We start from the raw sequence: 21,430 nt of genomic DNA, 5'->3' as shown, positions 1-21,430 counted from the left end.
TGGTCCCTCGAACGAAAGGACGTTGATCATGGGTTTCGATGACGCGCTGAACAAGGCCAAGGACTTCGCCAACGACAATCCCGACAAGGTCAACCAGGGCCTCGACGGAGCGACCGATCAGATCAAGGAGCGCACCCCGGACAACATCGACGGCCACGTCGATTCCGGCGCGGATGCCGCCCGCGATCACTTCGGTCTCGGTGGCGACCAGGACGAGAACAAGGGCAACTGAACCCCGCTCTCTCCGCTGCATCGCGAGGAGCCCCCGACGCCATCGGCGTCGGGGGCTCCTCCGTGTCCGGGCTCGGAGCGGGCGGGGTGAGCGCCTGCCCGAGGGCCTCAGTCCCGGCGGCGGACGATGACGACGACCACCACGGCGGCACCGACGACGACCACAGCGAGGATGCCGAGCAGCACCGGCATCGACAGACCGCCATCGGCCTCGGCGGCGGGCTCCGCGGCGGGCGCGGACGTGGCCTCGGTCGCCTCGGCGTCCTGCGGCGCTTCAGCATCGGCGGACTCGCCCTGCGCGGGATCCTCCGAGCCGCCGGCGTCGCTGGGCTCGGCCGCGGCCTCGGTGTCCTGCTCGATGGTCGTGGTGAAGGTGCCCTCGATGGGGTGGCCGTCGCTGGAGACCACGCGCCACTGGACCGTGTAGGTCCCGGCCGGCAGCGGCTCGGCGAGGGTCGCGGTGGCGACGGGACCGTCGACCGTCGGGGTGATCTCGGCCAGCTGCTTCCCGGACTCGTCGGAGATCCGCACGAGCGGGCTCACGTCGAGGATGTCGGAGGAGTAGGTGAGAGTGATGGCCTCCGGAGAGGTCTCCAGGGCGGCGCCGTCGGCAGGATCCGACTCCAGCAGCGTGTCATGCGCCTGCGCCGGGGCGGGCAGGGCGATGAGCACGGCGAGCAGCAGTGCGCTGCACAGGGCGAGCAGCGTGAGCGGGCGGGTCGCATCGGGACGAAGGGCGGCGGAGCGGCTGAGCGGGGTCATCACGCGAGCAGGCTACGTCAGCCGCCTGGGCACGGATCCGTGCCCTTGCTCACGCCCGGGGCAGCTCCACGTGATGGCGCAGCACGGGCAGGGCGGCGCGCGCCGCCTCGATTTCCTCGAGGTCGAGATCGACCAGCAGCATGCCCGGCTCGGGGCCGAGCTCCTGGCGGATCGCGCCGAGCGGGCCGACGGCGGCGCTCCGGCCGATGCCGCGGGCGGCATCGCCCGTGTAGTCCGGCGGCGACGCCTGGTCGGCGGCGAGCAGGGCGACGGTGGCGTCGAGGGCGCGGGCGCGCAGCAGGAGCTGCAGCTGCTCGCGCTTGCCGGGCCCCTCCTTCCAGGCCAGCGGCAGCAGGATCGCCTGGGCGCCGCGCTCGGCGAGAGCGGTGAACTGCTCCGGGAAGCGCACGTCGTAGCAGGTCGCGATCCCGAACCGGGTGCCCTCGAGCTCGAAGGTGACGAGCTCGGTGCCGGGTGCGACGGTGCGCGACTCGTCGGCCCCGAAGGCGTCGAAGAGATGGATCTTGCGGTAGTCCAGGTGCGGATCCCAGCCCGGTCCGCGCACGATGACGGTGTTGTGCACGCGGCCGTCATCGGTGGGGGTGAAGGACCCGGCGACCACGACCAGCTCATGCCGCTCGGCGAGCTCCTGGACGAGCTGGGCGAAGCGTTCGTGGTGGGCCAGCGCCGCGGCGCGCAGGTCGGTGCCGAAGGGGGTGAGCGTCGCCTCGGGCAGCAGCACCAGGTGAGCGCCCTCCTCGGCGGCCTCGGCCACGGCGTCGCGCACGATCCCGAAGGTCTCCTCGACGTCCTCGGAGACCGCGATCTGGGCGAGGGCGATGCGAGGTCCTGCGGCGCGGCGCACCTGGGCGAGGGCGTCCGGGGTGTCGATGTCCGCTCCTTCGGCGCCGGTGGGCGGGAGCGTCACCAGCTCGCCCTCGCCCAGCTGCCCGTAGAGGCGGCGGAGGCTCAGATCCGCCCAGCCGCCGCCGGGGTGCGCGATCGCGGCGAGCGCGGCGCGCAGCCTGCCCAGCGGCCAGGCGGCGCCGAGGAACTGGACGGTCCCGTCCGAGCTCTCGAGCGCGGTGACGGTGCCGCGCTCGACGCTCCTGGCGGCGAGTCGGGTGAGGGTCTCGGGGCGCAGCATCGGCATGTCCCCGCCGAGCACCAGCACGGTCTCCCCGTCGGCCCCCTCGGAGAACTCGGCGACGCCGCGGGCCAGCGCGGCGAGCGGCCCCGAGCGCGGCGGATCCTCGAGCACGAAGCGGGCGCCGTGGCGTTCGGCGAGCGCGTCGCCGTCCTCCCCGCTCGGGCCCACCACGATCCGTCGGCCGACGGGTGCTGCGCGCAGCACCCGCTCGAGCGCGCTCGCCCCGGCGATGGGCAGGCGGGTCTTGTCGGTCCCGCCCAGGCGCGAGGAGGCGCCGCCGGCCAGGATGACGGCGGCGACGGTGGCGGTTCTCTCGTGGTGCTCGCGGGACATGCAGCGATCCTGCCACGGAGCGCTACCATGTTCGAGGTCTGTGAACGCGGCATCGCCGGGTCCCAGGCCTGTGCGCCCCCGTAGCTCAGGGGATAGAGCACCGCTCTCCTAAAGCGGGTGTCGGACGTTCGAATCGTCTCGGGGGCACTTCTCTTCCAGCGCGCGCCGCTTCGCGGCTCGCACGCTCAGCCCACGGACTCCTGTGCGGAGCGGCCACCTTCTGCGGCACGTCCCAGGCCCGGACGCCGCCCCTCCGCAACTCCGTCCCCTCGGGCCTCGCCATCCCGGTAGCGTTGCGCGGGTGACTTCCGACGACGCGACCACCGCCCCCACTCCTTCCACGAGTTTCACCGACTTCACCGACTTCACCGACATCGACGGCTTCCTGCGCATCCCGCGCCTGGCCTCCGTCGCCACGAGCCGGGAAGGTCGGGTCGTCGCGGCGATCCAGGAGGCCGACGGCCCCGGGGCGAAGCTCCTCTCGTCGCTGTGGGAGCTCGATCCGGCCGGCGAGAAGTCGGCGCGCCGGCTGACCCGGTCGGAGAAGGGCGAGAGCGGCCCGCGCTTCACCCCCGAGGGCTCGCTGCTGTTCAGCTCCTCCCGCCCGGACCCCGAGGGCGGCTCCGTCGAGGACCGCTCGGCGATCTGGCGCCTGCCCGCCGCGGGCGAGGCGGAGCTGGTCGCGGCCGCTCCGGGCGGCCTCAGCCTGCTCGGCGTCGCCGAGGACGGCACGCTCCTGGCCGCCACCGAGGTGCTGCCCGGCGGCACCCTCGAGGACGACGCCGAGCGCCGCACCGCCCGCAAGGACGCGAAGCAGACCACCATCTGGCACACCGGCATGCCGATCCGGCTCTGGGACCATGAGCTCGGCGACGCGGAGCGCCACCTGGTGCTGGTCACCCCGGACGGCGAGCTCACCGACCTCACGCCCGGAGTGGGCACCGTGCCGCTGCATGCCGCCTCCGCGGACCTCTCCCCCGACGGCACCACCGTCGCGACCTCGTGGACCCGCCGGGTGCGCGGCGGCGAGACCCGCACCGACGTGGTGCTCCTCGACACCGCCACCGGCGCGCGCACCACCTTCCTCGAGGCCGATGACGAGGCACAGCACGGCAGCCCGTCCTTCTCCCCCGACGGAACGCACCTCGCCCTGGTGCGCTCGACGCTCTCCACCCCGAGCGACACCAGCTACAGCCGCCTGGAGATCCACCCGCTGGACGGCGGCGCACCGGTGGTCGCCGAGCTCGGCGACCTCACCCTGGGCGAGGCGGAATGGGTGGACTCCTCCACCCTGCTGGTCGGCGGCGACCTGCACTCCTCCGGCGCGATCCTCCTGCTGGACGCGACCACCGGGGAGACCCGCACCCTGGTCGACGGCGGCGTCTTCTCCTCCCTGGCCGTCGGCCCCGAGGGCGCGGTCCTCGCGCTGCGCAACGATGTGGGCACCCCGGCCCGTCCGGTGCGGATCTCGGCCGACGGTGCCCTGACGGAGCTGCCCGCCCCGGGGACCGTCGGCGCGCTGCCCGGCACCCTGGAGTGGGTGGAGACCGAGGTCGACGGCGTCCCCGTCGGCGGCTGGCTGTGCCTGCCCGCCTCCGCCTCGAGCGCGGAGCCGGCACCGGTGATGCTGTGGATCCATGGCGGGCCGCACGGCTCCTACAACGCGTGGAGCTGGCGCTGGTGCCCGTGGCTCGCCGTCGAGCGCGGCTACGCGGTGCTGATGCCGGACCCGGCGATGTCCACCGGCTACGGCGACGCCGGGCTGAACCGGGGCTGGCCGCGCCGCCCCGATGTGGTCTTCCGCGAGTGCGAGACGCTGCTGGACCAGGAGCTGGAGCGCCCCGAGCTCGATGCCACGCGCACCGCGCTGCTGGGCGCCTCCTTCGGCGGCTTCATGACCAACTGGATCGCGGGCCGATCTGATCGCTTCGACGCGATCGTCACGCACGCCGGGCTGTGGGCGCTGCCGCAGCAGCACCGCACCACCGACGCCGCCGCCTCGAAGATGCGCGTGCACCGCCACGAGGACGAGGACCCGGACTGGTACCGGGCCTTCTCCCCGCACCACGAGGTCGACGCGATCACCACGCCGATGCTGGTCACCCATGGCAACCGCGACTACCGGGTGCCGGTCAGCGAGGCGCTGCGGCTGTGGTGGGACCTGGTCTCCTCCTGGCAGGGCGAGCCGGAGGACATGCCGCACCGCTTCCTGCAGCTCACCAGCGAGAACCACTGGGTGCTCACGCCGTCCAACGCCCTGGCCTGGAACCAGGCGGTGCTCGCCTTCTGCGACCAGCACGTGCTCGGCGCGGAGCCGGTGCCGGACGTGCTGCCCTGGTGATCCCGCGACGCGGGGCCTAGCGGCGGGGCGCCCTGCCGACGGCCATCATGTGGGGGCTGTAGTCGGCCAGCAGCTCCGGGCTGTGCCCGGCGGCTCCCAGCTGCTGCTCGAGGGTCTCGACGAGTTCGAGCCCGAGCCGCACCAGCTCGTCTCCGGCCGCGAGCGCTTCGAGCGCCCCGACGTTCGGGCCCTCGAGGCCGTGGACCTCGACCTCCTCGAACCCTGAGCGCTCGACCTCCTCGCGCAGCTCGGCGGCGGTATGGAAGTGCCCGCCGGGGAAGCCCTCCCCGGCGGAGGTCCATTCGCCGGTGCGCAGGATCTCGAGGTCCGGCGGCTCCAGCGCGTCGTACCCACCGGCCACCGTGGTGTCCACGAAAGCGGTCAGGCGCGAGATGCCCTGGGCGAAGACGAGGCCGCCGGGGCGCAGGGCACGACGGGCCTCGTCGAGCGCCGCCCGTCGGTCCTCCACGCTCACCAGGTGATAGAGCGGACCGAACAGGAGCACCGCATCCGCCGAGCGGTCCGGGACCGGCAGATCCCGGGCGTCGCCCACGAGCGCCTCGAACCCGCCGTGCCCCGCCGCGACCTCGACCTGCGAGGCGACGGGATCGAGCAGGGTCACCTCGTGGCCCGCCTCGGCCAGCCAGCGGCTGTGCACCCCGGTGCCGCCTCCGACGTCGAGCACCCGGGTACCAGGGGCCAGATGCGCGGAGACGATCCGGCGCACGCGCTCGTACTCGAGGCGCCCTCCGACGGAGCGGGTGGTCAGGCGGGCGTCCTCGTGGCCCAGGGAGTAGTACGCCTGGATGTTCGCGTCATGGTCGGGTTGGGTGGACACGCGGTCGCCTCCTCGCAGCGGTGTTCTGAGGAGGCAGTCTTCCATCTCGCACCCTGGCTGGTGCTGCGGGCCCGGTCGCTAGTTCAGCGTCCCGGTGAGACGGCCGTGGAAGCCCGAGGAGCGCTCGTCGAGCCCGGTGAAGCGCACCTCGGTGCCCTGCTCGGCGTACTTGGTCTGCACCGAGTCGAGCACGGCGACGGTGGAGGCGTCCCAGATCTGGGCGGCGGAGAAGTCGACCGTGACCTGCGGCGGATCCTCGGTGTAGGAGAACTGCTCGACGAGGTCGTTGCTGCTGCCGAAGAAGAGCGGCCCGATGACCGTGTAGCGTGCGCCGTCCTCGGAGCGCCGCACCGTGATGACGTGGGCGACGCGGCGGGCGAAGAGCACCATCGCCAGGAGCACGCCGGCCGCGACGCCGATGGCGAGGTTGTGGGTGATCACCACGACCACCACCGTCGTGACCATGACCAGGGTCTCCGACCACGGCATCCGCTTCAGGGTCGCGGGCCGCACGCTGTGGAAGTCCACGGTGGTCACCGCGACGACCATCATCACTGCGGCCAGCGCCGCCATCGGGATCTGCGCCATGAGGTCGGAGAGCGCGGTGACGAGCACCAGCAGCAGCACTCCGGCGATCAGGGTGGAGATCCGGGTGCGCGCGCGGCCCAGCTTCACGTTCATCACCGTCTGGCCGATCATCGCGCAGCCGGCGATGCCTCCCCAGAACCCGGCGAGGATGTTCGCCACCCCCAGCGCCCAGGACTCGCGGCCCTTGGGCGAGCGGGTGTCGGTGATGTCGTCCACGAGCTTGGCGGTCAGCAGCGTCTCCATGAGGCCCACGAAGGCGACGCTGAGGGCGGTGGGCGCGATGAGCTGCAGGGTCTCGAGGGACAGCGGCACCTCGAGCGGGGTGATGCCGGGGAGGCCGCCGGAGATCTCGCCCTGGTCGCCGACGGTGGGGACGGCGAGGTGGGCGATCATCGCGATCGCGGTGACCAGCACGATCGCGACCAGCGGGGCCGGGACGGCCTTCGTGAACCGCGGCAGCACGAGCACCACCACGAGGGTGAGGGCGAACAGCGGGTAGACCGCGGCGGGCACGTCGAGCACGTGCTGGAGCTGGGCGGTGAAGATGAGGATGCCGAGCGCGTTGACGAAGCCGATCATCACCGAGCGCGGGATGAAGCGCATGATCCGGGCGAGGCCCACCAGTCCGAAGGCGATCTGGATCAGGCCGGCGAGCACCACGGTGGGCAGCAGGTAGGCGGCGCCGTGGGTGTGCACGAGCGGTGCGACCACGAGCGCCACGGCCCCGGCCGCGGCCGTGATCATCGCCGGGCGCCCTCCGAGGAAGGTCATCGAGATCGCGAGCACCACGGAGGCGACGAGGCTGACCTTCGGGTCCACCCCGGCGATCACCGAGAAGGAGATGACCTCGGGGATCAGGGCGAGCGTGGTCACCGCGCCGGCGAGCACCTCGGTGGTCAGCAGGCGGGGGCTGCGCAGCGCCTGCAGGGTGGTGGGGCTCGCGGCGGAGGTCGGGGTCGCTGTCACGCCCGGAATGCTATCCGCGCGGACCGTCCGGACGAGGTGAGGTCCGTCCCCGGGGGCCGGGGATCACAGGCTCCGGGTCCCGCCGCGCGACTACGCTGGCGTCCCCACCCCCGTCGGCGCTCCGGCGGGTGCCCGATCGGACAGAGGACCCATGAGCTCACCCGCCGCCCGTCGCTTCGACGCCACCTGGCTGCCCTTCGGGATGCTGCTCGGCTTCGTGGTGGGGATCGGTCTGGGCCTCGCGGTGATCGACAGCCTGTGGATCGGGGCCCTGATCGGCTTCGCGGTCGGCACCGTGCTCGGCATCCTGCTGGGGTTCCGCAGCCCTAAGGACTCGGTGAGCGATGAGGACGCGGAGGACGATCTGTATCGGCAGCAGCATGGCGATCCCGCTCCGCGCGGCCACGAGCACTGAGACCCGCAACCCCGCCCCCTGCCCGGCCCGTGCCCGCTGCTCGACCTCCACGTCGCCCCGGGCACCTTCGCGGACGGGGACCAGGGCCTGCAGCTCCGCATCAGCGGCCGGACCGACGAGCGACCCCTCTGCTCCGTCATCGCCCGCGGTCAGGTCGCTCACCACGAGCTGGCCGGCCGCGGGCGCCGCTCGTAGACTGCAGGGGCGCCGCGCGGTGATCGCGGGCGCCGCGGCCGGGACGACCCGGCCGGCGGGATCGCGACGAGGACGGCCTCACCGGAGGACCGACCCATGACATCCCGCTCCCCCGCCCTGACCGGCAGGGCTCTCCCCCGCACCGTGCTCACCCGAGGCGCCGTCGGCCGGCTGCTGCTCGGCTGGGCCTCGGTCGCACTGCTCGCCCTCGCGTCCCAGCTGCTCGAGGGGCACCTGCCCTCCCCCGTGCTCGCCCTGGTGCTCGCCGGGATCGTGGCCGTCGTCGTGGTGGCGGCCGGCGGGGTGGTGCAGCAGGCCGAGGCGCTCGCCCACCGGCTCGGCGACCCCTACGGCACGCTCGTGCTCACGCTGTCCATCGTGGTGATCGAGGTGGTGCTGATCGCCGCGGTGATGCTGGGGCCCGGCGATCACACGACGATCGCCCGGGACTCGGTGATGGCGGTGTCGATGATCATCATGAACCTGGTCCTGGGGCTGAGCGTGCTGGTGGGCGGGCTGCGCCATGGCGCCCTGGCCGTGCAGCGCGTGGGCACCTCCGCCTACCTGGTGATGCTGGTGGTGCTGGCCGCGCTCGCGCTCGCCATGCCGGCGCTGCTGGGCGAGGGCGGGAGCTACTCCCCGGCGCAGGCGCTGATCGTGGGCGGCCTGACCGTCGCGCTCTACGGGGTCTTCCTGTGGCGCCAGACCGGCGCCCAGGCGGCGGACTTCCAGGAGCCTGCGCCCCTCACCGCGGTGCCTGCCGCCCCGGGGGCCGAACCGGCGGCCGCCGGGCCGACCGACGCCCCGACCGACGCCTCGACCGACGCCCCGACCTCGGCATCCGCCGGGACGTCGGCCGACGCCGGCGCCTCGTCGACCGCGCAGCTCCGCGCGGTGGCCCGTGAGCACCTGCCCGAGCTGCTGCTGCGGTCCGCCCTGCTGATCGCGACGGTGCTGCCGATCGTGCTGCTCTCGCATCACATGGCCGGCCTGCTCGACGAAGGACTGGCCCGGCTCGGGGCGCCCGCGGCGCTCGGCGGGGCGCTGATCGCGATGATCGTGTTCACCCCGGAGTCGCTCACCGCGGTGCGCGCCGCCCTCGGTGGCGAGATGCAGCGCGTGGTGAACCTGTGCCACGGCGCGCTGGTCTCGACGCTGGCGCTGACCATCCCCACCGTGCTGGTGATCGGTCTGCTCACGGGCCGATCCGTGGTGCTGGCGGAGTCGCCGGCGAACCTCCTGCTGCTGGGGCTGACGCTCGCGGTCTCGGCGATCTCCGCCGCCGCACCACGAGTCACCGCCCTCCATGGTGCAGTGCATCTGATGCTGTTCGGGATCTACGCACTGGCGCTGTTCACCTGACACTGGCGCTGTTCTCCTCCTGACGGACGCCCTGGCCCCCCCCCCGGGGGTAGGGTCGCGGCGTGAGTGCGACGACGCTTCCCATCCCGACCGACGCCGGCGACCTGCCCGGGCTGCTCTGGCTGCCCGAGAACCTCGAGCAGCCGGTCCCCGGCCTCGTGGTCCTGCAGGAGATCTTCGGCCTGTCCGAGTCCCTGCAGCAGCGCTGCGCGGATCTCTCCGCCCTGGGCTACGCGGTGCTCGCTCCCCAGCTGTTCGCCCGCCTGGACCCGCCGCTCGTGGGGGTCGAGGAGTGGGACGACCTCGACTCGTGGCTCGGCGCGGGCATGGAGCTGACGAGCAGCCTCCCGTGGGAACGCGCGGAGGCCGACGCGATCGCCGCGCTCGGCGCCCTGCGCGCCCACGGCGCCGTGGACTCGGAGCGGGTGGGCCTGCTGGGCTACTGCTACGGCGGCGGGCTGGCGTTCGCCGCCGCGGCGTCGGCCGCCGAGGAGGGCCGGGCGCCCTCGGTGCTGGTGAGCTACTACGGCTCGGCATTGCCCTCGCTGCTGGATCGCGCCTCCGCGGTGGAGGTGCCGAGCCTGCACCACTTCGGCACGGCCGACGCCTTCATCCCGTCCGAGGAGGTCGAGCGGATCCGCGCGGCCGTCACCGCCGAGGGCACCCGCGAGCAGGTGCGCTTCTCCCTGCACGAGGGAGCGGGCCACGCCTTCGACAACCCCCACCCGGGGCTCCATCACGCCGAGGCCGCCGAAGCCGCCTGGCAGCAGACCGTCGGCTTCCTCGCCGAGACCCTGCCCGGCCGCGGCTGACCCCGCCCGCTCCCCACCGACGCCCCGCCCGCGCCCTGACTCCGCCCTGGCTCCACGGTCTGCCGACGGGGCCCCGTCGTGCGCTTCGACACCCGCCACGGGGGCGTTGCCGAATAGTTATCTCCGGATTGTCGGACAGCCGGATCCTCTGAGGGAGAGCGCCCTCCCGTCGCCCCGTCATCCCAGGCCATACCGGAGAATCCGGACGCCTCCGCGCGCCCTGCCAGACCCCGCCGATCGGCCGCCGCCGGGCGCTGATCCGGACTGAATGCCCTGTTCCCAGCCACTTTCCAGCGGGCATGGGGCCTACGCTTCGAGAAGTCCACGCACCGCGCCAGGGGCCCCGTCGGGGGGACGAGAGCCGCTCCGCGCGCCGCGTGCACGCCACTCGTCCGCCATCGAAGGAGCCCCCGTGCCGCCAGTGATCACCGCGGAAGGCCTGTACAAGGTCTTCGGCCGCCGCCCCACCCGAGGAGTCGAGGCGCTCCGGACGGGGCGCACCCGGGACGAGCTGCGAGAGGACGGTCTGACGGCCGCCGTGATCGACGCCAGCTTCAGCGTCGACCCCGGCGAGATCTTCGTGGTGATGGGGCTGTCCGGCTCCGGGAAGTCCACCCTGATCCGCATGGTCAACGGTCTGCTCCCGGCCACCTCCGGCACGCTGCGCATCGGCGACGAGGTCCTCTCCGAGATGAGCCCCGCGAAGATCCGCGACGTGCGACGGCGCCGGATCTCGATGGTCTTCCAGCACTTCGCCCTCCTCCCCCACCGCACCGTCGGCGAGAACGCGGCGTACGGGCTGGAGGTCAGCGGCATGAACCGCGCCGACCGCGAGAAGAAGGCCACCGAGGCCCTCGAGATGGTGGGGCTGAAGGGCTGGGGCGGGTACCGCCCCGACAACCTCTCCGGCGGGATGCAGCAGCGTGTGGGTCTGGCCCGGGCGCTCGCCGCCGGCACCGACGTGCTGCTCATGGACGAGGCGTTCTCCGCCCTGGACCCGCTGATCCGCCGCGACATGCAGGACCAGCTGGTGGACCTCCAGCAGCGTCTGGACAAGACCGTCCTGTTCATCACCCACGACCTCAACGAGGCCATGCGCATCGGCGACCGCATCGCGATGATGCGCGACGGCCGGATCGTGCAGGTCGGCACCTCGGACGAGATCCTCAACGAGCCCGCCAACGACTACGTGGCCCGCTTCATCCAGGACGTCGACCGCTCCCGCGTGCTCACCGCCTCCGGGATCATGGAGCAGCCGCCCCAGACCCTCGGCTCCGCGCAGGGACCGCGCACCGCGCACAAGCTGCTGCGCGAGACCCAGAACCCCTGGCTGGTGGTGCTGGGCCGGGATCGGAAGCCCGTCGGCGTGCTGTGGGAGGACGATGTCGCCGCAGCCGTGCGCGCGGGCGGGGACGACCTGCCGTTCTCCACCCGCCTCGAGATGCCGGTGGTCGCCCATGACACCCCGCTCGCGGATCTCTTCGCCCTCTCCGCCCAGCACATCACCCCGCTGGTGGTGGTCGACGACGACGGCCGTTTCCAGGGCGTCATCCCCCGCGTCACGCTGCTGACCGCCGCGGGGACGCTCGGGAACGGCACCGGGGAGATCCCGGCCGTGGCCCCGCCCGACGGACCGGAGCCGGACGGCCCGGACCCCGGGGCCGCCCGCACCGACGATCAGATCGCCGAGGGCCCGTCCGACGCCGCGACCGACACCCGACAGCACGGAGAGGAGACCCGATGAACCCCGAGGACAGCGTCATCCCCCGGCTCCCCGTCGGCGACTGGGTCAAGGACGGCGTCGACTGGCTGACCGACAACGCGTCGGGACTGTTCGATCTGATCAAGGTTGTCTTCTCCACCGTGACCGAAGGCCTCACCGACGGCCTCACCGCCGTTCCCGCCCTGGTGATGATCGTGCTCCTGGCGCTGGTCGCCTGGGCCGTGCGCTCCTGGAAGCTCGCCCTCGGCACCGCCGTGATGTTCCTGGTGGTGCTCTCGATGGGCCAGTGGGAGCACATGATGGAGACCACCGCCCTGGTGCTGGTCGCCACCGTCATCGCCGTCGTGATCGCGATCCCCGTCGGCATCCTCGCCGCCCGGAGCCGGGTGGCCAGCGCCATCGTGCGACCGATCCTCGACTTCATGCAGACGATGCCCGCCTTCGTCTACCTGATACCCACGGTCGTGTTCTTCTCGATCGGCGTGGTCCCGGGCATCGTCTCGACCATCATCTTCGCGCTGCCCCCGGGCGTGCGCATGACCGAGCTGGGGATCCGCCAGGTGGATTCCGAGACCGTCGAGGCCGGCGAGGCCTTCGGCGCCACCCCCTGGCAGATCCTGAGCGGCATCCAGCTGCCCCTGGCGGTGCCGACCATCATGGCCGGCATCAACCAGGTGATCATGCTGGCGCTGTCCATGGGTGTCATCGCCGGCATGGTGGGCGCCCCGGGCCTCGGCAAGGAGGTCGTGGCAGGCATCTCGACCCTCGACCTGCCCCTCGGCGTCGAAGCCGGGCTCTCGGTGGTCTTCCTGGCCGTCTTCCTGGACCGCCTCACCGCCGCCCTCGGCGATCCCGGCGACCGCACCGGCTCCCTGCTGAACGTCATCGCACGGGCCCGCGCCCGTCGCGCCGCCGCGGGCGCCTGACCCTCCCGACCCTGATCCACCCACCACCGAAAGGACGATCGACATGACCGTGCGACGCACTCCCCTGATCACCCGACCCCTCACCCGGCGCTCCGCCCTCCTGGGCGGTGTCGGCCTGGCCGGCCTCGGCCTCGCGGCCTGCGGCTCCGACGGCGGCAGCGGCTCCGGCGGCGGGACCATCACCCTCGGCTACGTCCCCTCCTGGACCGACGGGCTGAGCACCGCCTACCTGCTCCAGAACCGTCTGGAGACGATGGGCTACACGGTCGAGCACCAGGAGATCGAGCAGCCCGCGGCGCTGTACTCGGCCCTGGCCTCGGGCGACATCGACATCTACCCGTCGGCCTGGCCGGAGGTCACCCACGAGAAGTACATGGCCGAGTACGGCGAGGACATCGAGGACCTCGCCACCTACTACAAGAACGCGGTGCTCACGATCGCGGTGCCGGAGTACACCGACATCACCTCGATCGCCGACCTCAAGGGCAACGCCGACATGTTCGGCGGGAAGATCTACGGCATCGAGCCCGGCGCCGGCCTCACCGGCGTCACCCAGGACTCGATGATGCCCGCCTACGAGCTCGACGGCGAGTACGAGCTGGTGACCTCCTCGACGGCCGCGATGCTCTCCGAGCTGAAGAAGGCCACCGAGGCGGAGACCGACATCGTGGTCACCCTGTGGCGTCCGTTCTGGGCCAACTCGACCTTCGCCGTGAAGGACCTCGAGGATCCCGAGGGGGCGATGGGTGAGACCGAGGGGCTGCACTTCCTGGCACGCCCCGGCTTCTCCGAGGACTTCGCGGATGCCGCGGAGTTCATCAGCGGCATCGCGCTGGACGACGAGCAGTACGGCTCGCTCGAGGACCTCGTGGTCAACGACTACACGGACAAGGAGGCCGAGGGCGTGGAGAAGTGGCTCGAGGAGAACCCCGACGTCCTCCCCGCCGTCGAGGGCGAGTGACCTCCCTGCGAGGATGAGCTGAGGTCCCGGCGGGGACGGGTTCCCCGCACGGAGGAACCCCCGCACGACAGGACTCCCCGCACGACAGGACGGGCCGGCTGCGACATCGTCGCGGTCGGCCCGTCCTGTCGTCTGCGGGCGATCAGGCCTGAACGGCGACCTCGGTACCGGCCTTCGCCGAGGCGTAGCAGGCGTCGATCACGCGGGCACGGCGGTGCGGCAGCGAACCGTCGTGCTCGGTGACGTCGCCGGAGCGCACCTTCGCCACGAAGTCGGCGACGGCCGCGGCGTGGTGGCCGTCCTCGCCCACCGCGGGATGCAGCTCGGCGGGGATCCCGGCGACCTCGGTCCACACGGTGATCTTCGGTCCGGTCGGGGCGCCCCACTCGATCGTGGCGCCGCCGTCGGCCCCGTAGAGGGTGACGTAGCAGAGATCGTTCGGGATCCACTGGGCCCAGCTGGACTCGAGCAGCAGCGTGCCGCCGCCGTCGAGGCGCAGGAACGCGGTGGCGAGGTCCTCGACCTCGAAGGGCGCGCCTTCCTCGACCTGGGAGATGCCGAAGCCGGAGCCGCCGCGGCCCAGCGGGCCGAACTCGGCATGCGTGGAGGCGGAGGCGGCGGTGACCTCGGGCTCGCCCATCAGGTGCAGGGTCATGTCGAGCATGTGGATGCCGATGTCCATCATCGCGCCGCCGCCGGAGCTCTGCGCCTTGGTGAACCAGGTGCCCAGGCCCGGGATGCCCTGGCGGCGGATCCAGCCGGTCTTGGCGTAGTAGAGCTTGCCCAGCACGCCGGAGTCGACCACGGTCTTGAGGGCGGCGACGTCCCCGCGACGGCGGTGGTTGAAGGACACGTCCAGCACGCGCCCGGCCTTTCGGGCGGCCTCGACCATGCGGCCGGCCGCTTCGCCGTCCTGGGCCATGGGCTTCTCGGTGATGACGTTGACGCCCGCTCCGAGGGCGTGGATCGCCATCGGCTCGTGGAGGAAGGTGGGCGTCGCGATCGAGACGATGTCGAGCTCGGCCTCGGCGATCATCTGCTTCCAGTCCTGGTAGCGGCCGGGCACCTGGTGCTGCTCGCCGAACTGCTCCAGCAGGTGCTCCTCCATCGCCGAGAGCGCGACGAGGTCGACGGTGGGGTCGGCGGCATAGGCGGCCACGTGCTGCTGGCCGGCCCAGCCCAGGCCGATCACTCCGGCGCGCAGTCGGGGCTGGGCGTCCTGCGGGGCTGCTGAGGTCATGGTGCGGGGTCCTCTCGTGGGTGGGTCTGTGCAGGCGTCGGCGGTTCCGACCCTGCACGATCTGTCCCCTCGGCCGGGCCGGGGGAGGTTCTGAGCACGTCCAGGGGTGCGGAGCGCAGGCGGGACAGTGCGAGCTCGATCGCGCCGGTGACGACCACCTCGCGACCCAGCGTGCTCGCGACGATCTCCGGGAACGGGGCGCGGGAGATCTCGGTCAGCACCTCGCTGGTGTGGGCGAGCACGGGCCCGATCGCGTCGGAGACGGCGCCCGCGACGACGATCCGCTCGATGCCGAGCAGGCTCACGAGGATCGCCGCGATCCGTGCGATGCGCTCCCCGATGCGGTCGAGCACCCGGCGGGCCACCTCGTCGCCGGCGGCCGCCGCGGCGAACACGTCGACAGCGGTGAGCTGCTCGGCGGGGATCGCGGCGAGCGCGGTCGAGTCGGCGCCGGAGGCCAGCTCCTCGAGGGTCCAGCGCCGGGCCAGGGAGCCGACGCCCTCGGCGCCGAGGTCGTCCTGGAGGATGGCGTCGAGGAAGCGCATCTCGCCGGCGCCGCCGCGTGCTCCGTGGAGCAGCTTCCCGTCCACCACCAGGCCGGCGCCGATCCGCTCCCCGACCAGCAGCACCGCCAGGTTCTGCTCCGGGTGCCGGGCGAGCTCGGCGAGCGCGGTGAGGTTCGCGTCGTTCTCGACCAGGACGGTGCCCTCGAGGTGCTCGTCGAAGCCGGGGTTCATGAGATGCCAGAAGGCGCTGACGTCCACCGGGGAGACGCCGTGGGCGTCCACGGGGGCGGGGATCCCCACCACGGTGAGCAGCGGCGGGCCGACGGCGTCGCTGCCGGCGAGCACCTCGTCGACGAGGGCGCTCACGGTGGCGATGCGCTGGGCGCGGTCCACCGTGTCCGGATCGTGCTCGCGGTGGGCGGTGGCGAGGGTGGCGCCGTGGAGGTCGGCGGCGCGGGCGGTGTAGCCGCGGCGGCCTGCGTCGACGCCGACCAGGATGCCGGCGTCGTGGCGCAGCCGGTGGCGTCGGGCGGGGCGGCCGCGCGTGGTGAGCCCGGCGGCGCGGCTGTCCTCGATCTCCTCGAGCCAGCCCGCGCCGATCAGCTCGTCGCACAGGCCCAGGACGGTTGCCCGGGCGAGGCCGGTTGCCTCCATGGCCTCGGCGGCGGTGAAGGTCTCGACGGCGAGGGCGTGCCGGAGGAGCGCCTGGATGTTCAGGCGTCGCAGCACGCTCGTCGACACGACCATCGGGCTCCTCCTTGACGCGGTGTGTGGCGCACAGCATACTTTCGCCACGCATTAAATCTAGCAACTGAATAAACCGTTGCGATGCCGAGGAGACGCCGTTGTCACCCACTGACCCCACCGTCGGCCGGCCGGGCCCGCCCAGCCGCCGCTCCCTGCTCACCGCCGGCGCCGCCGGCGCCCTGGCCCTGGGAGGTCTGAGCGGCTGCAGCGGCTCCGGCCGCCCCCGCGTGACCTTCTACCAGTCCAAGCGCGAGGTGATCGAGCACTTCCGCGAGCTCGTCGCCGACTTCAACGCCGAGCAGTCGGACTTCACCTACATCCACGACGTGGCGACCAACCTGCAGGCCGGCTTCGTGCGCGCCAACCCGCCGGACCTCGCCCTGCAGAACTACAACCTCGACATGAACCGCTTCATGGCCCGCGGTGCCCTGTCGGACCTCTCGGACCTCCCCGAGGCGGGCATGGTCCGCGCCGACGTGCTGGACCTGGTGGAGTGGTATCCCGGCTACGAGGGCCGCACCAGCGTGATCCCCTACTCGGTCGCCGCCTCCTCCGTCATCTACAACAAGCAGATCTTCGCGGACAACGGGCTGGAGGTCCCCACCACCTGGGACGAGCTGCTCTCTGTCTGCGACGACCTGCTCGCCGCCGACATCACGCCGTTCTACGGCACGTTCACGGAGCTGTGGACGCTCACCCAGGGGCTGTTCGACTACGTCATCGGCGGCCGGGTCGACGTGCGGGACTTCTTCGCCCAGCTCAACGAGATCGGCGAGGACGTCGGCCCCGATTCGGCGGTGTCCTTCCAGAAGACGCTCCTCGAGCCGGTCCAGCAGATGCTCGAGCTGCTGCCGTACTTCAACGACGACGCGAACAGCCGCGCGTACGGCGACGGGAACACGGCGATGGCGCAGGGCAAGGCCGCCATGTACCTCCAGGGACCGTGGGCCCTGGTGGAGATCGAGAAGGCCGCCACCGACGTCGAGCTGGGGTCCTTCCCGCTGCCGGTGACCGACGATCCCGCGGACCTCAAGATCCGCGTGAACATCGACCTCTCCCTGTGGATCCCCGAGCAGGCCGACCAGAAGGAGGGCGCCCGGGCGTTCCTCCAGCATCTGATGCTCCCGGAGATCCAGTTCCCCTACAACGAGCTGGCTCTCGCGTTCTCCACCACGGACGACGCCCCCGAGGTGAAGGATCCGCGGATCTCGGAGATGCAGCCCTTCTACGACGAGGGGAAGTTCTACATGGGCGCCTCACAGTTCATACCGCCCACGATCCCCTTCGGGAACTACCTCCAGTCGATCGTGTTCGGCGCGGATCCCGAGCCGATCCTCACCCAGCTCGATTCCGACTTCGCCCGGCTCGCGTACCGCGCCTGAGCGGTCTCCCGCCGTCGACCCCAAGGACACTCCCATGTCAGCGCAGACATCACCCGCCCCGAGGATCAGCGAGAGCGGGCCGGACACCCGCCCGCAGTCCTCCCCCGCCCCCGTGCAGAGCCGATCGCGGCGCCGGGTGGACCCGATCTACTACCTCTTCCTCTTCCCGGCCCTGGCGGTCTTCACCCTGGCGATCACGCTTCCGGCCATCATCGGCTTCTACTACAGCTTCACGAACTCCCTCGGCTTCGGCGACTACGAGTTCATCGGGCTGCGGAACTACATCGCGCTGTTCCAGGACCCGAACATCCTCAGCGCGTACCTGTTCACGCTGGGCTTCGCCCTGATCACGGTGATCGCGGTCAACGTCATCGCCTTCGCGCTCGCGGTCATGCTGACCTCGAGGATCCGCTTCCAGACGGCGCTGCGCACCATCTTCGTGATCCCCATGGTCATCTCGGGCATCATCATCGCGTTCGTGTTCAAGTTCCTGTTCTCGAACTCGCTGCCCGCCCTGGGCGCCGCCCTGGGCATCGACGTGCTCGCCGAGCCGATCCTGGCCAACGAGAACCTCGCCTGGCTCGGCATCGTGATCGTGACCGCCTGGTCCTCGATCCCCGGCGCGATGCTCATCTACATCGCCGGTCTGGTGACGATCCCGACCGAGCTGTACGAGGCGGCCTCGATCGACGGCGCCAGCGCGTGGCAGCGCCTGCTGCGCATCACCCTGCCGATGGTCTCGGGCTTCATCCTCATCAACACGATCCTGGGATTCAAGGGCTTCCTCAACGCCTACGACGTGATCGTGGGCCTCACCGACGGCGGCCCGGGCACCGCCACCACCTCCATCGCGATGTCGATCTTCAAGGGCTTCGGCGGCGGCGACTACGGCTACCAGATGGCGAACGCCGCGGTGTTCTTCCTGATCACCGTGATCCTCGCCGGCCTCCAGCTGCGGCTCACCGCCGGGAAAGCGAGTTTCGGAGCATGAGCACCACCCAGACCTCCACCCCGCCCGCCGGCCGGTCCTCCGCCGGAGATCCGTCGACCCCGACGCCCGGCGCACGACGCCGCGGACGACGCAAGGGCGTCGGCACCGACCGCTACAACTGGCCGCTCACCGTGATACTCATCGTGTGCTCGCTCGCCGTGCTGATCCCGCTGCTGGTGACCGTGAACATGTCGCTGAAGACGACCGCGCAGGCCGTCGACGGCTCCGCGTTCACCCTGCCCGCGCCCTTCTCGATCGAGGGCTTCCGCGAGGCCTGGCAGCTGACCAACTTCCCGCGCGGTCTGGCGATCTCCGCTCTCATCACGGCGGTCGCCGTGGCGGGCGAGATCCTGATCTCCTCGCTGGCAGCGTTCGCGATCGTGCGCAACTGGGACCGTCGGCTGTTCCGCTGGTCCTTCTTCTACCTGCTCGCGGCGATGTTCATCCCGTTCCCGGTGGTGGCCCTGCCGCAGGTGAAGCTCACGGGTCTGGTGGGGCTCGACAACCCGCTCGGGGTGGCGATCCTGCACATCGTGTTCGCGCTCGCGTTCAACACGCTGCTGTTCACGGCGTTCCTGCGCTCGATCCCGCTCTCGCTCGAGGAGTCGATGCGGGTGGACGGCGCGAGCACCTGGCAGGTGTTCGTGCGGCTGATCGTCCCGCTGCTGGCGCCGATGTCCGCGACGGTGGGGATCTTCGCCTTCCTGGGCTCGTGGAACGACTTCATGATGCCGAACCTCATCACCACGAACCCCGAGCTGCAGACGCTCCCCGTGCTGCAGCAGATGTTCCAGGACCAGTTCAGCAACAACTACAACATCGCCTTCGCCTCGTACCTGATGGCGATGGCCCCGGCGATCGTGGTCTACGTCCTCACCCAGAAGTGGGTGATCGCCGGGCTCACCCAGGGCGCGGTGAAGTGATGACCCCGGATCCGCCCCCGGCCGCCCGATACCGGCGGCCGGGGGCAGATCCCTCGCTGGGACTACGCGGACCCCTCCTGCGGTGGATGCACCCGCTCGCCGTGGTTCCTAGGATCGACGGGTGACCACCGACTCCGCGCCCCACCGCGCCCTGCGCCCCTGGATGCTCATCGCCCTCCTGGTGGCGACGATCGCCCTGTTCACCGTGCTGGTCGCGATCCATTCCGCGGGCTACCGCACCCCGGTGACCATCGCGCTCCCGCTCGGGGCGCTGCTGTGCGGGGCGCCGCTGCTGGCCATCGACCGTCCTCGTGCGGCGCTGGTGGTCTTCGGCCTCGCCGCGATCGCGCTCCCCCTGTTCGCCGGAGCGGAGCGCGAGCCCTCCTGGCCCTGGCCGTGGTCCGTGCCGGCGATGATCGCCTTCGTCCTGTTCCTGCTCGTGACCACCACCCGGCACGGCTGGCGCCTGGGACTCGCCTCGTGGGCGGTGGGCACGGCCGGTCCGCTGGTGCTCTCGGCCGTCCTGCCGACGACCGCCGTGACCGGCACCGCGGGTGTGGACCTCCTGGTCACGACGTCCCTGACGGGGTCCGCGCTCATCGTGGGCTCTCTCCTGGCGGGCCGGATCCGGGTGGGCGAGGAGCTCACGCGCGAGCGGGCGCACTCGGCGGCGGAGCAGGAGCGCCGTCTGCTGGTCGAGGAGCGCACCCGGATCGCCCGCGAGCTGCACGACGTCATCGCGCACACCACCTCGCTGATCCAGGTGCAGGCCTCGACCGCCCGATATCGCATCCCGGAGCTGCCGGAGGCCGCCACCTCCGAGTTCGAGGAGATCGCCGAGACGGCGCGGGGATCGCTGCTGGAGATGCGCCGGCTGCTGGGGGTGCTGCGCACGGAGGACCACGTCCCCGAGCTCACCCCGCAGCAGGGGATCGCCGACATCCCGGAGCTGGTGGAGGGCGCCCGACGGGCAGGAGCCGAGGTGAGCCTGCACTTCGACGCCCCCTCCCCGGAGCCGAGCCCCTCCCTGCAGGTCGCCGCCTTCCGCATCACGCAGGAGGCGCTGAGCAACGCGGTGCGCCATGCGCCCGGTGCCGCGCTCGAGGTGGAGATCGCTCCCACGGAGGACGTGCTCGTGCTGCGGGTGCACAATGGCAGCGCGACCCGGGACGCGACAGCCGGGGGCGCCGCCGCGGCGATCACCGGATCCGGTCACGGGCTGCGCGGGATGCAGGAGCGGGTCACGCTGCTCGGCGGCAGCCTGCTGGCGGGTCCCGAGGCCGACGGCGGCTGGACCGTGACCGCGATGCTGCCGCTAACCGCCCAGGAGGGCTCCTCATGACGATCTCCGTGCTCATCGCCGACGATGCGGCGATGATCCGTGCCGGCTTCGCCGCGCTGCTGGACGCGCAGGAGGGCATCCGCGTGGTCGGTCAGGCGGTCTCGGGCGCGGAGGCCGTCGCGCAGTCGGCCCGGCTGGGGCCGGATGTGGTGCTGATGGATGTGCGGATGCCGGAGATGGACGGCATCGAGGCGACGCGGCGCCTGCACAGCCCCGCCTTCCCGGCCGCGAAGGTGCCCAAGGTCCTCATGCTCACCACCTTCGACATCGACGACTACGTCTATGCCGCGCTCGAGGCCGGGGCCAGCGGGTTCCTGCTCAAGGACGCCTCCGCCGAGGAGCTCGTCCATGCCGTGGAGGTGGTCGCCGAGGGTGATGCGCTGCTGTCCCCCGGGATCACGCGCCGGATGATCTCGCAGTTCACCGCCTCGAAGCCGCGGCCCGCCCGGGCGTCCGCCGAGATCGCCCGCCTCACCGAGCGCGAGCGCGAGGTGCTGGTGCTGCTGGGCCGCGGGTTCTCGAACCGGGAGATCGGCGACGAGCTGTTCATCTCCGACCACACGGTGAAGACCCACGTGGGTCGTCTGCTGGCGAAGATCGGCGCCCGGGACCGGGTGCAGGCCGTGATCTTCGCCTTCGACAACGGCCTGGTCGAGCCTGCGTCCTGAGCGGCCGGGTGACCCCGGAGGTCCCGAG

The 21,430-nt window shown here is 71.9% G+C and carries 19 protein-coding genes and 1 tRNA gene; 14 read left to right on the top strand and 6 right to left on the bottom strand.

The genetic code is table 11. The features are described 5' to 3' along the window. Positions 1–28 precede the first annotated feature (28 nt). Positions 29–232, top strand: coding sequence for an antitoxin (locus CFK41_RS04260; RefSeq protein WP_096798550.1), 204 nt, complete (start codon positions 29–31; stop codon positions 230–232). Between the two features lie 107 nt (positions 233–339). On the opposite strand, the gene CFK41_RS04255 is transcribed toward CFK41_RS04260, so the two are convergent. Then, entirely contained in the window at positions 340–993 is a 654-nt protein-coding gene (locus tag CFK41_RS04255) for a copper resistance CopC family protein (protein ID WP_096800934.1), read from the bottom strand. A 49-nt stretch (positions 994–1,042) separates the two neighbouring features. Next, positions 1,043–2,476 (bottom strand): nitrilase-related carbon-nitrogen hydrolase, encoded by a 1,434-nt coding sequence (locus tag CFK41_RS04250; RefSeq protein WP_096798549.1) that lies wholly within the window; start codon positions 2,474–2,476, stop codon positions 1,043–1,045. 74 nt (positions 2,477–2,550) lie between these two features. On the opposite strand from CFK41_RS04250, the gene CFK41_RS04245 reads away from it, so the two are divergent. Beyond that, positions 2,551–2,623: transfer RNA gene (locus CFK41_RS04245), tRNA-Arg, on the top strand. Positions 2,624–2,777: 154 nt separating this feature from the next. Continuing rightward, positions 2,778–4,817, top strand: coding sequence for a prolyl oligopeptidase family serine peptidase (locus tag CFK41_RS04240; protein ID WP_096798548.1), 2,040 nt, complete (start codon positions 2,778–2,780; stop codon positions 4,815–4,817). Positions 4,818–4,833: 16 nt separating this feature from the next. Here CFK41_RS04240 and CFK41_RS04235 read toward each other — a convergent pair whose 3' ends face one another. Both CFK41_RS04235 and CFK41_RS04230 read right to left on the bottom strand, forming a co-directional pair. Further along, positions 4,834–5,655: a class I SAM-dependent methyltransferase gene (locus tag CFK41_RS04235; protein WP_169928785.1), complete on the bottom strand. Its 822-nt coding sequence runs from the start codon at positions 5,653–5,655 to the stop codon at positions 4,834–4,836. 78 nt (positions 5,656–5,733) lie between these two features. Further along, positions 5,734–7,209, bottom strand: a complete 1,476-nt coding sequence (locus CFK41_RS04230) for a SulP family inorganic anion transporter (RefSeq protein ID WP_096798546.1) — start codon at positions 7,207–7,209, stop codon at positions 5,734–5,736. Between the two features lie 151 nt (positions 7,210–7,360). Here CFK41_RS04230 and CFK41_RS04225 point away from each other — a divergent pair, with 151 nt between their 5' ends. The 6 genes from CFK41_RS04225 to CFK41_RS04200 all read left to right on the top strand — a co-directional run bounded on the left by CFK41_RS04225 (position 7,361) and on the right by CFK41_RS04200 (position 13,603). After that, positions 7,361–7,624, top strand: a complete 264-nt coding sequence (locus tag CFK41_RS04225; protein ID WP_096798545.1) for a hypothetical protein — start codon at positions 7,361–7,363, stop codon at positions 7,622–7,624. 291 nt (positions 7,625–7,915) lie between these two features. Beyond that, positions 7,916–9,181, top strand: coding sequence for a calcium:proton antiporter (locus CFK41_RS04220; RefSeq protein WP_096798544.1), 1,266 nt, complete (start codon positions 7,916–7,918; stop codon positions 9,179–9,181). Positions 9,182–9,243: 62 nt separating this feature from the next. Then, positions 9,244–9,993 (top strand): dienelactone hydrolase family protein, encoded by a 750-nt coding sequence (locus tag CFK41_RS04215; RefSeq protein WP_096798543.1) that lies wholly within the window; start codon positions 9,244–9,246, stop codon positions 9,991–9,993. Positions 9,994–10,405: 412 nt separating this feature from the next. Then, the gene (locus CFK41_RS04210; RefSeq protein WP_096798542.1) at positions 10,406–11,737 is read left to right on the top strand and encodes a quaternary amine ABC transporter ATP-binding protein; all 1,332 of its coding nucleotides are present in this window, start codon (positions 10,406–10,408) and stop codon (positions 11,735–11,737) included. After that, on the top strand, positions 11,734–12,642 hold the full coding sequence (locus CFK41_RS04205; protein WP_096798541.1) for an ABC transporter permease: 909 nt from the start codon (positions 11,734–11,736) through the stop codon (positions 12,640–12,642). Before CFK41_RS04210 ends, CFK41_RS04205 begins: the two co-directional genes overlap by 4 nt. Positions 12,643–12,685: 43 nt before the next feature. Next, entirely contained in the window at positions 12,686–13,603 is a 918-nt protein-coding gene (locus CFK41_RS04200) for a glycine betaine ABC transporter substrate-binding protein (protein ID WP_096798540.1), read from the top strand. 142 nt (positions 13,604–13,745) lie between these two features. Here CFK41_RS04200 and CFK41_RS04195 read toward each other — a convergent pair whose 3' ends face one another. Together CFK41_RS04195 and CFK41_RS04190 are read right to left on the bottom strand one after the other, a co-directional pair. Next, entirely contained in the window at positions 13,746–14,843 is a 1,098-nt protein-coding gene (locus tag CFK41_RS04195) for a Gfo/Idh/MocA family protein (protein WP_096798539.1), read from the bottom strand. Beyond that, complete coding sequence (locus CFK41_RS04190) at positions 14,840–16,096, bottom strand: ROK family protein (RefSeq protein WP_151904669.1); 1,257 nt, start codon at positions 16,094–16,096, stop codon at positions 14,840–14,842. Before CFK41_RS04190 ends, CFK41_RS04195 begins: the two co-directional genes overlap by 4 nt. 98 nt (positions 16,097–16,194) lie before the next feature. On the opposite strand from CFK41_RS04190, the gene CFK41_RS04185 reads away from it, so the two are divergent. The 5 genes from CFK41_RS04185 (at position 16,195) to CFK41_RS04165 (ending at position 21,402) form a co-directional block, all read left to right on the top strand. After that, the gene (locus CFK41_RS04185) at positions 16,195–17,478 is read left to right on the top strand and encodes an ABC transporter substrate-binding protein (RefSeq protein WP_096798538.1); all 1,284 of its coding nucleotides are present in this window, start codon (positions 16,195–16,197) and stop codon (positions 17,476–17,478) included. Between the two features lie 34 nt (positions 17,479–17,512). Beyond that, a complete protein-coding gene (locus CFK41_RS04180) occupies positions 17,513–18,469 on the top strand; it encodes a carbohydrate ABC transporter permease (RefSeq protein ID WP_096798537.1) in 957 nt (318 codons plus the stop codon). Then, positions 18,466–19,392, top strand: coding sequence for a carbohydrate ABC transporter permease (locus tag CFK41_RS04175; RefSeq protein WP_096798536.1), 927 nt, complete (start codon positions 18,466–18,468; stop codon positions 19,390–19,392). The genes CFK41_RS04180 and CFK41_RS04175 overlap by 4 nt, the downstream gene beginning before the upstream one ends. 121 nt (positions 19,393–19,513) lie before the next feature. Continuing rightward, complete coding sequence (locus tag CFK41_RS04170; RefSeq protein ID WP_096798535.1) at positions 19,514–20,734, top strand: sensor histidine kinase; 1,221 nt, start codon at positions 19,514–19,516, stop codon at positions 20,732–20,734. Then, positions 20,731–21,402: a response regulator gene (locus CFK41_RS04165; RefSeq protein WP_096798534.1), complete on the top strand. Its 672-nt coding sequence runs from the start codon at positions 20,731–20,733 to the stop codon at positions 21,400–21,402. The genes CFK41_RS04170 and CFK41_RS04165 overlap by 4 nt, the downstream gene beginning before the upstream one ends. Positions 21,403–21,430: the final 28 nt, after the last annotated feature.

Origin of the sequence: Brachybacterium ginsengisoli, assembly GCF_002407065.1 — a bacterium.
In the GTDB taxonomy this organism is placed as follows: domain Bacteria; phylum Actinomycetota; class Actinomycetes; order Actinomycetales; family Dermabacteraceae; genus Brachybacterium; species Brachybacterium ginsengisoli.
The sequence above is the reverse complement of the archived record's forward strand: the minus strand, read 5'-3'. Positions and strand labels throughout refer to the sequence as shown.

What these genes read in the sequence shown, in the direction of transcription:
- CFK41_RS04190 (WP_151904669.1), bottom strand. Translation starts at nt 16,096, where the DNA reads ATGGTCGTGTCGACGAGCGTGCTGCGACGCCTGAACATCCAGGCGCTC.
- CFK41_RS04205 (WP_096798541.1), top strand. Translation starts at nt 11,734, where the DNA reads ATGAACCCCGAGGACAGCGTCATCCCCCGGCTCCCCGTCGGCGACTGG.
- CFK41_RS04175 (WP_096798536.1), top strand. Translation starts at nt 18,466, where the DNA reads ATGAGCACCACCCAGACCTCCACCCCGCCCGCCGGCCGGTCCTCCGCC.
- CFK41_RS04195 (WP_096798539.1), bottom strand. Translation starts at nt 14,843, where the DNA reads ATGACCTCAGCAGCCCCGCAGGACGCCCAGCCCCGACTGCGCGCCGGA.
- CFK41_RS04200 (WP_096798540.1), top strand. Translation starts at nt 12,686, where the DNA reads ATGACCGTGCGACGCACTCCCCTGATCACCCGACCCCTCACCCGGCGC.
- CFK41_RS04260 (WP_096798550.1), top strand. Translation starts at nt 29, where the DNA reads ATGGGTTTCGATGACGCGCTGAACAAGGCCAAGGACTTCGCCAACGAC.
- CFK41_RS04250 (WP_096798549.1), bottom strand. Translation starts at nt 2,476, where the DNA reads ATGTCCCGCGAGCACCACGAGAGAACCGCCACCGTCGCCGCCGTCATC.
- CFK41_RS04165 (WP_096798534.1), top strand. Translation starts at nt 20,731, where the DNA reads ATGACGATCTCCGTGCTCATCGCCGACGATGCGGCGATGATCCGTGCC.
- CFK41_RS04220 (WP_096798544.1), top strand. Translation starts at nt 7,916, where the DNA reads ATGACATCCCGCTCCCCCGCCCTGACCGGCAGGGCTCTCCCCCGCACC.
- CFK41_RS04225 (WP_096798545.1), top strand. Translation starts at nt 7,361, where the DNA reads ATGAGCTCACCCGCCGCCCGTCGCTTCGACGCCACCTGGCTGCCCTTC.
- CFK41_RS04255 (WP_096800934.1), bottom strand. Translation starts at nt 993, where the DNA reads ATGACCCCGCTCAGCCGCTCCGCCGCCCTTCGTCCCGATGCGACCCGC.
- CFK41_RS04180 (WP_096798537.1), top strand. Translation starts at nt 17,513, where the DNA reads ATGTCAGCGCAGACATCACCCGCCCCGAGGATCAGCGAGAGCGGGCCG.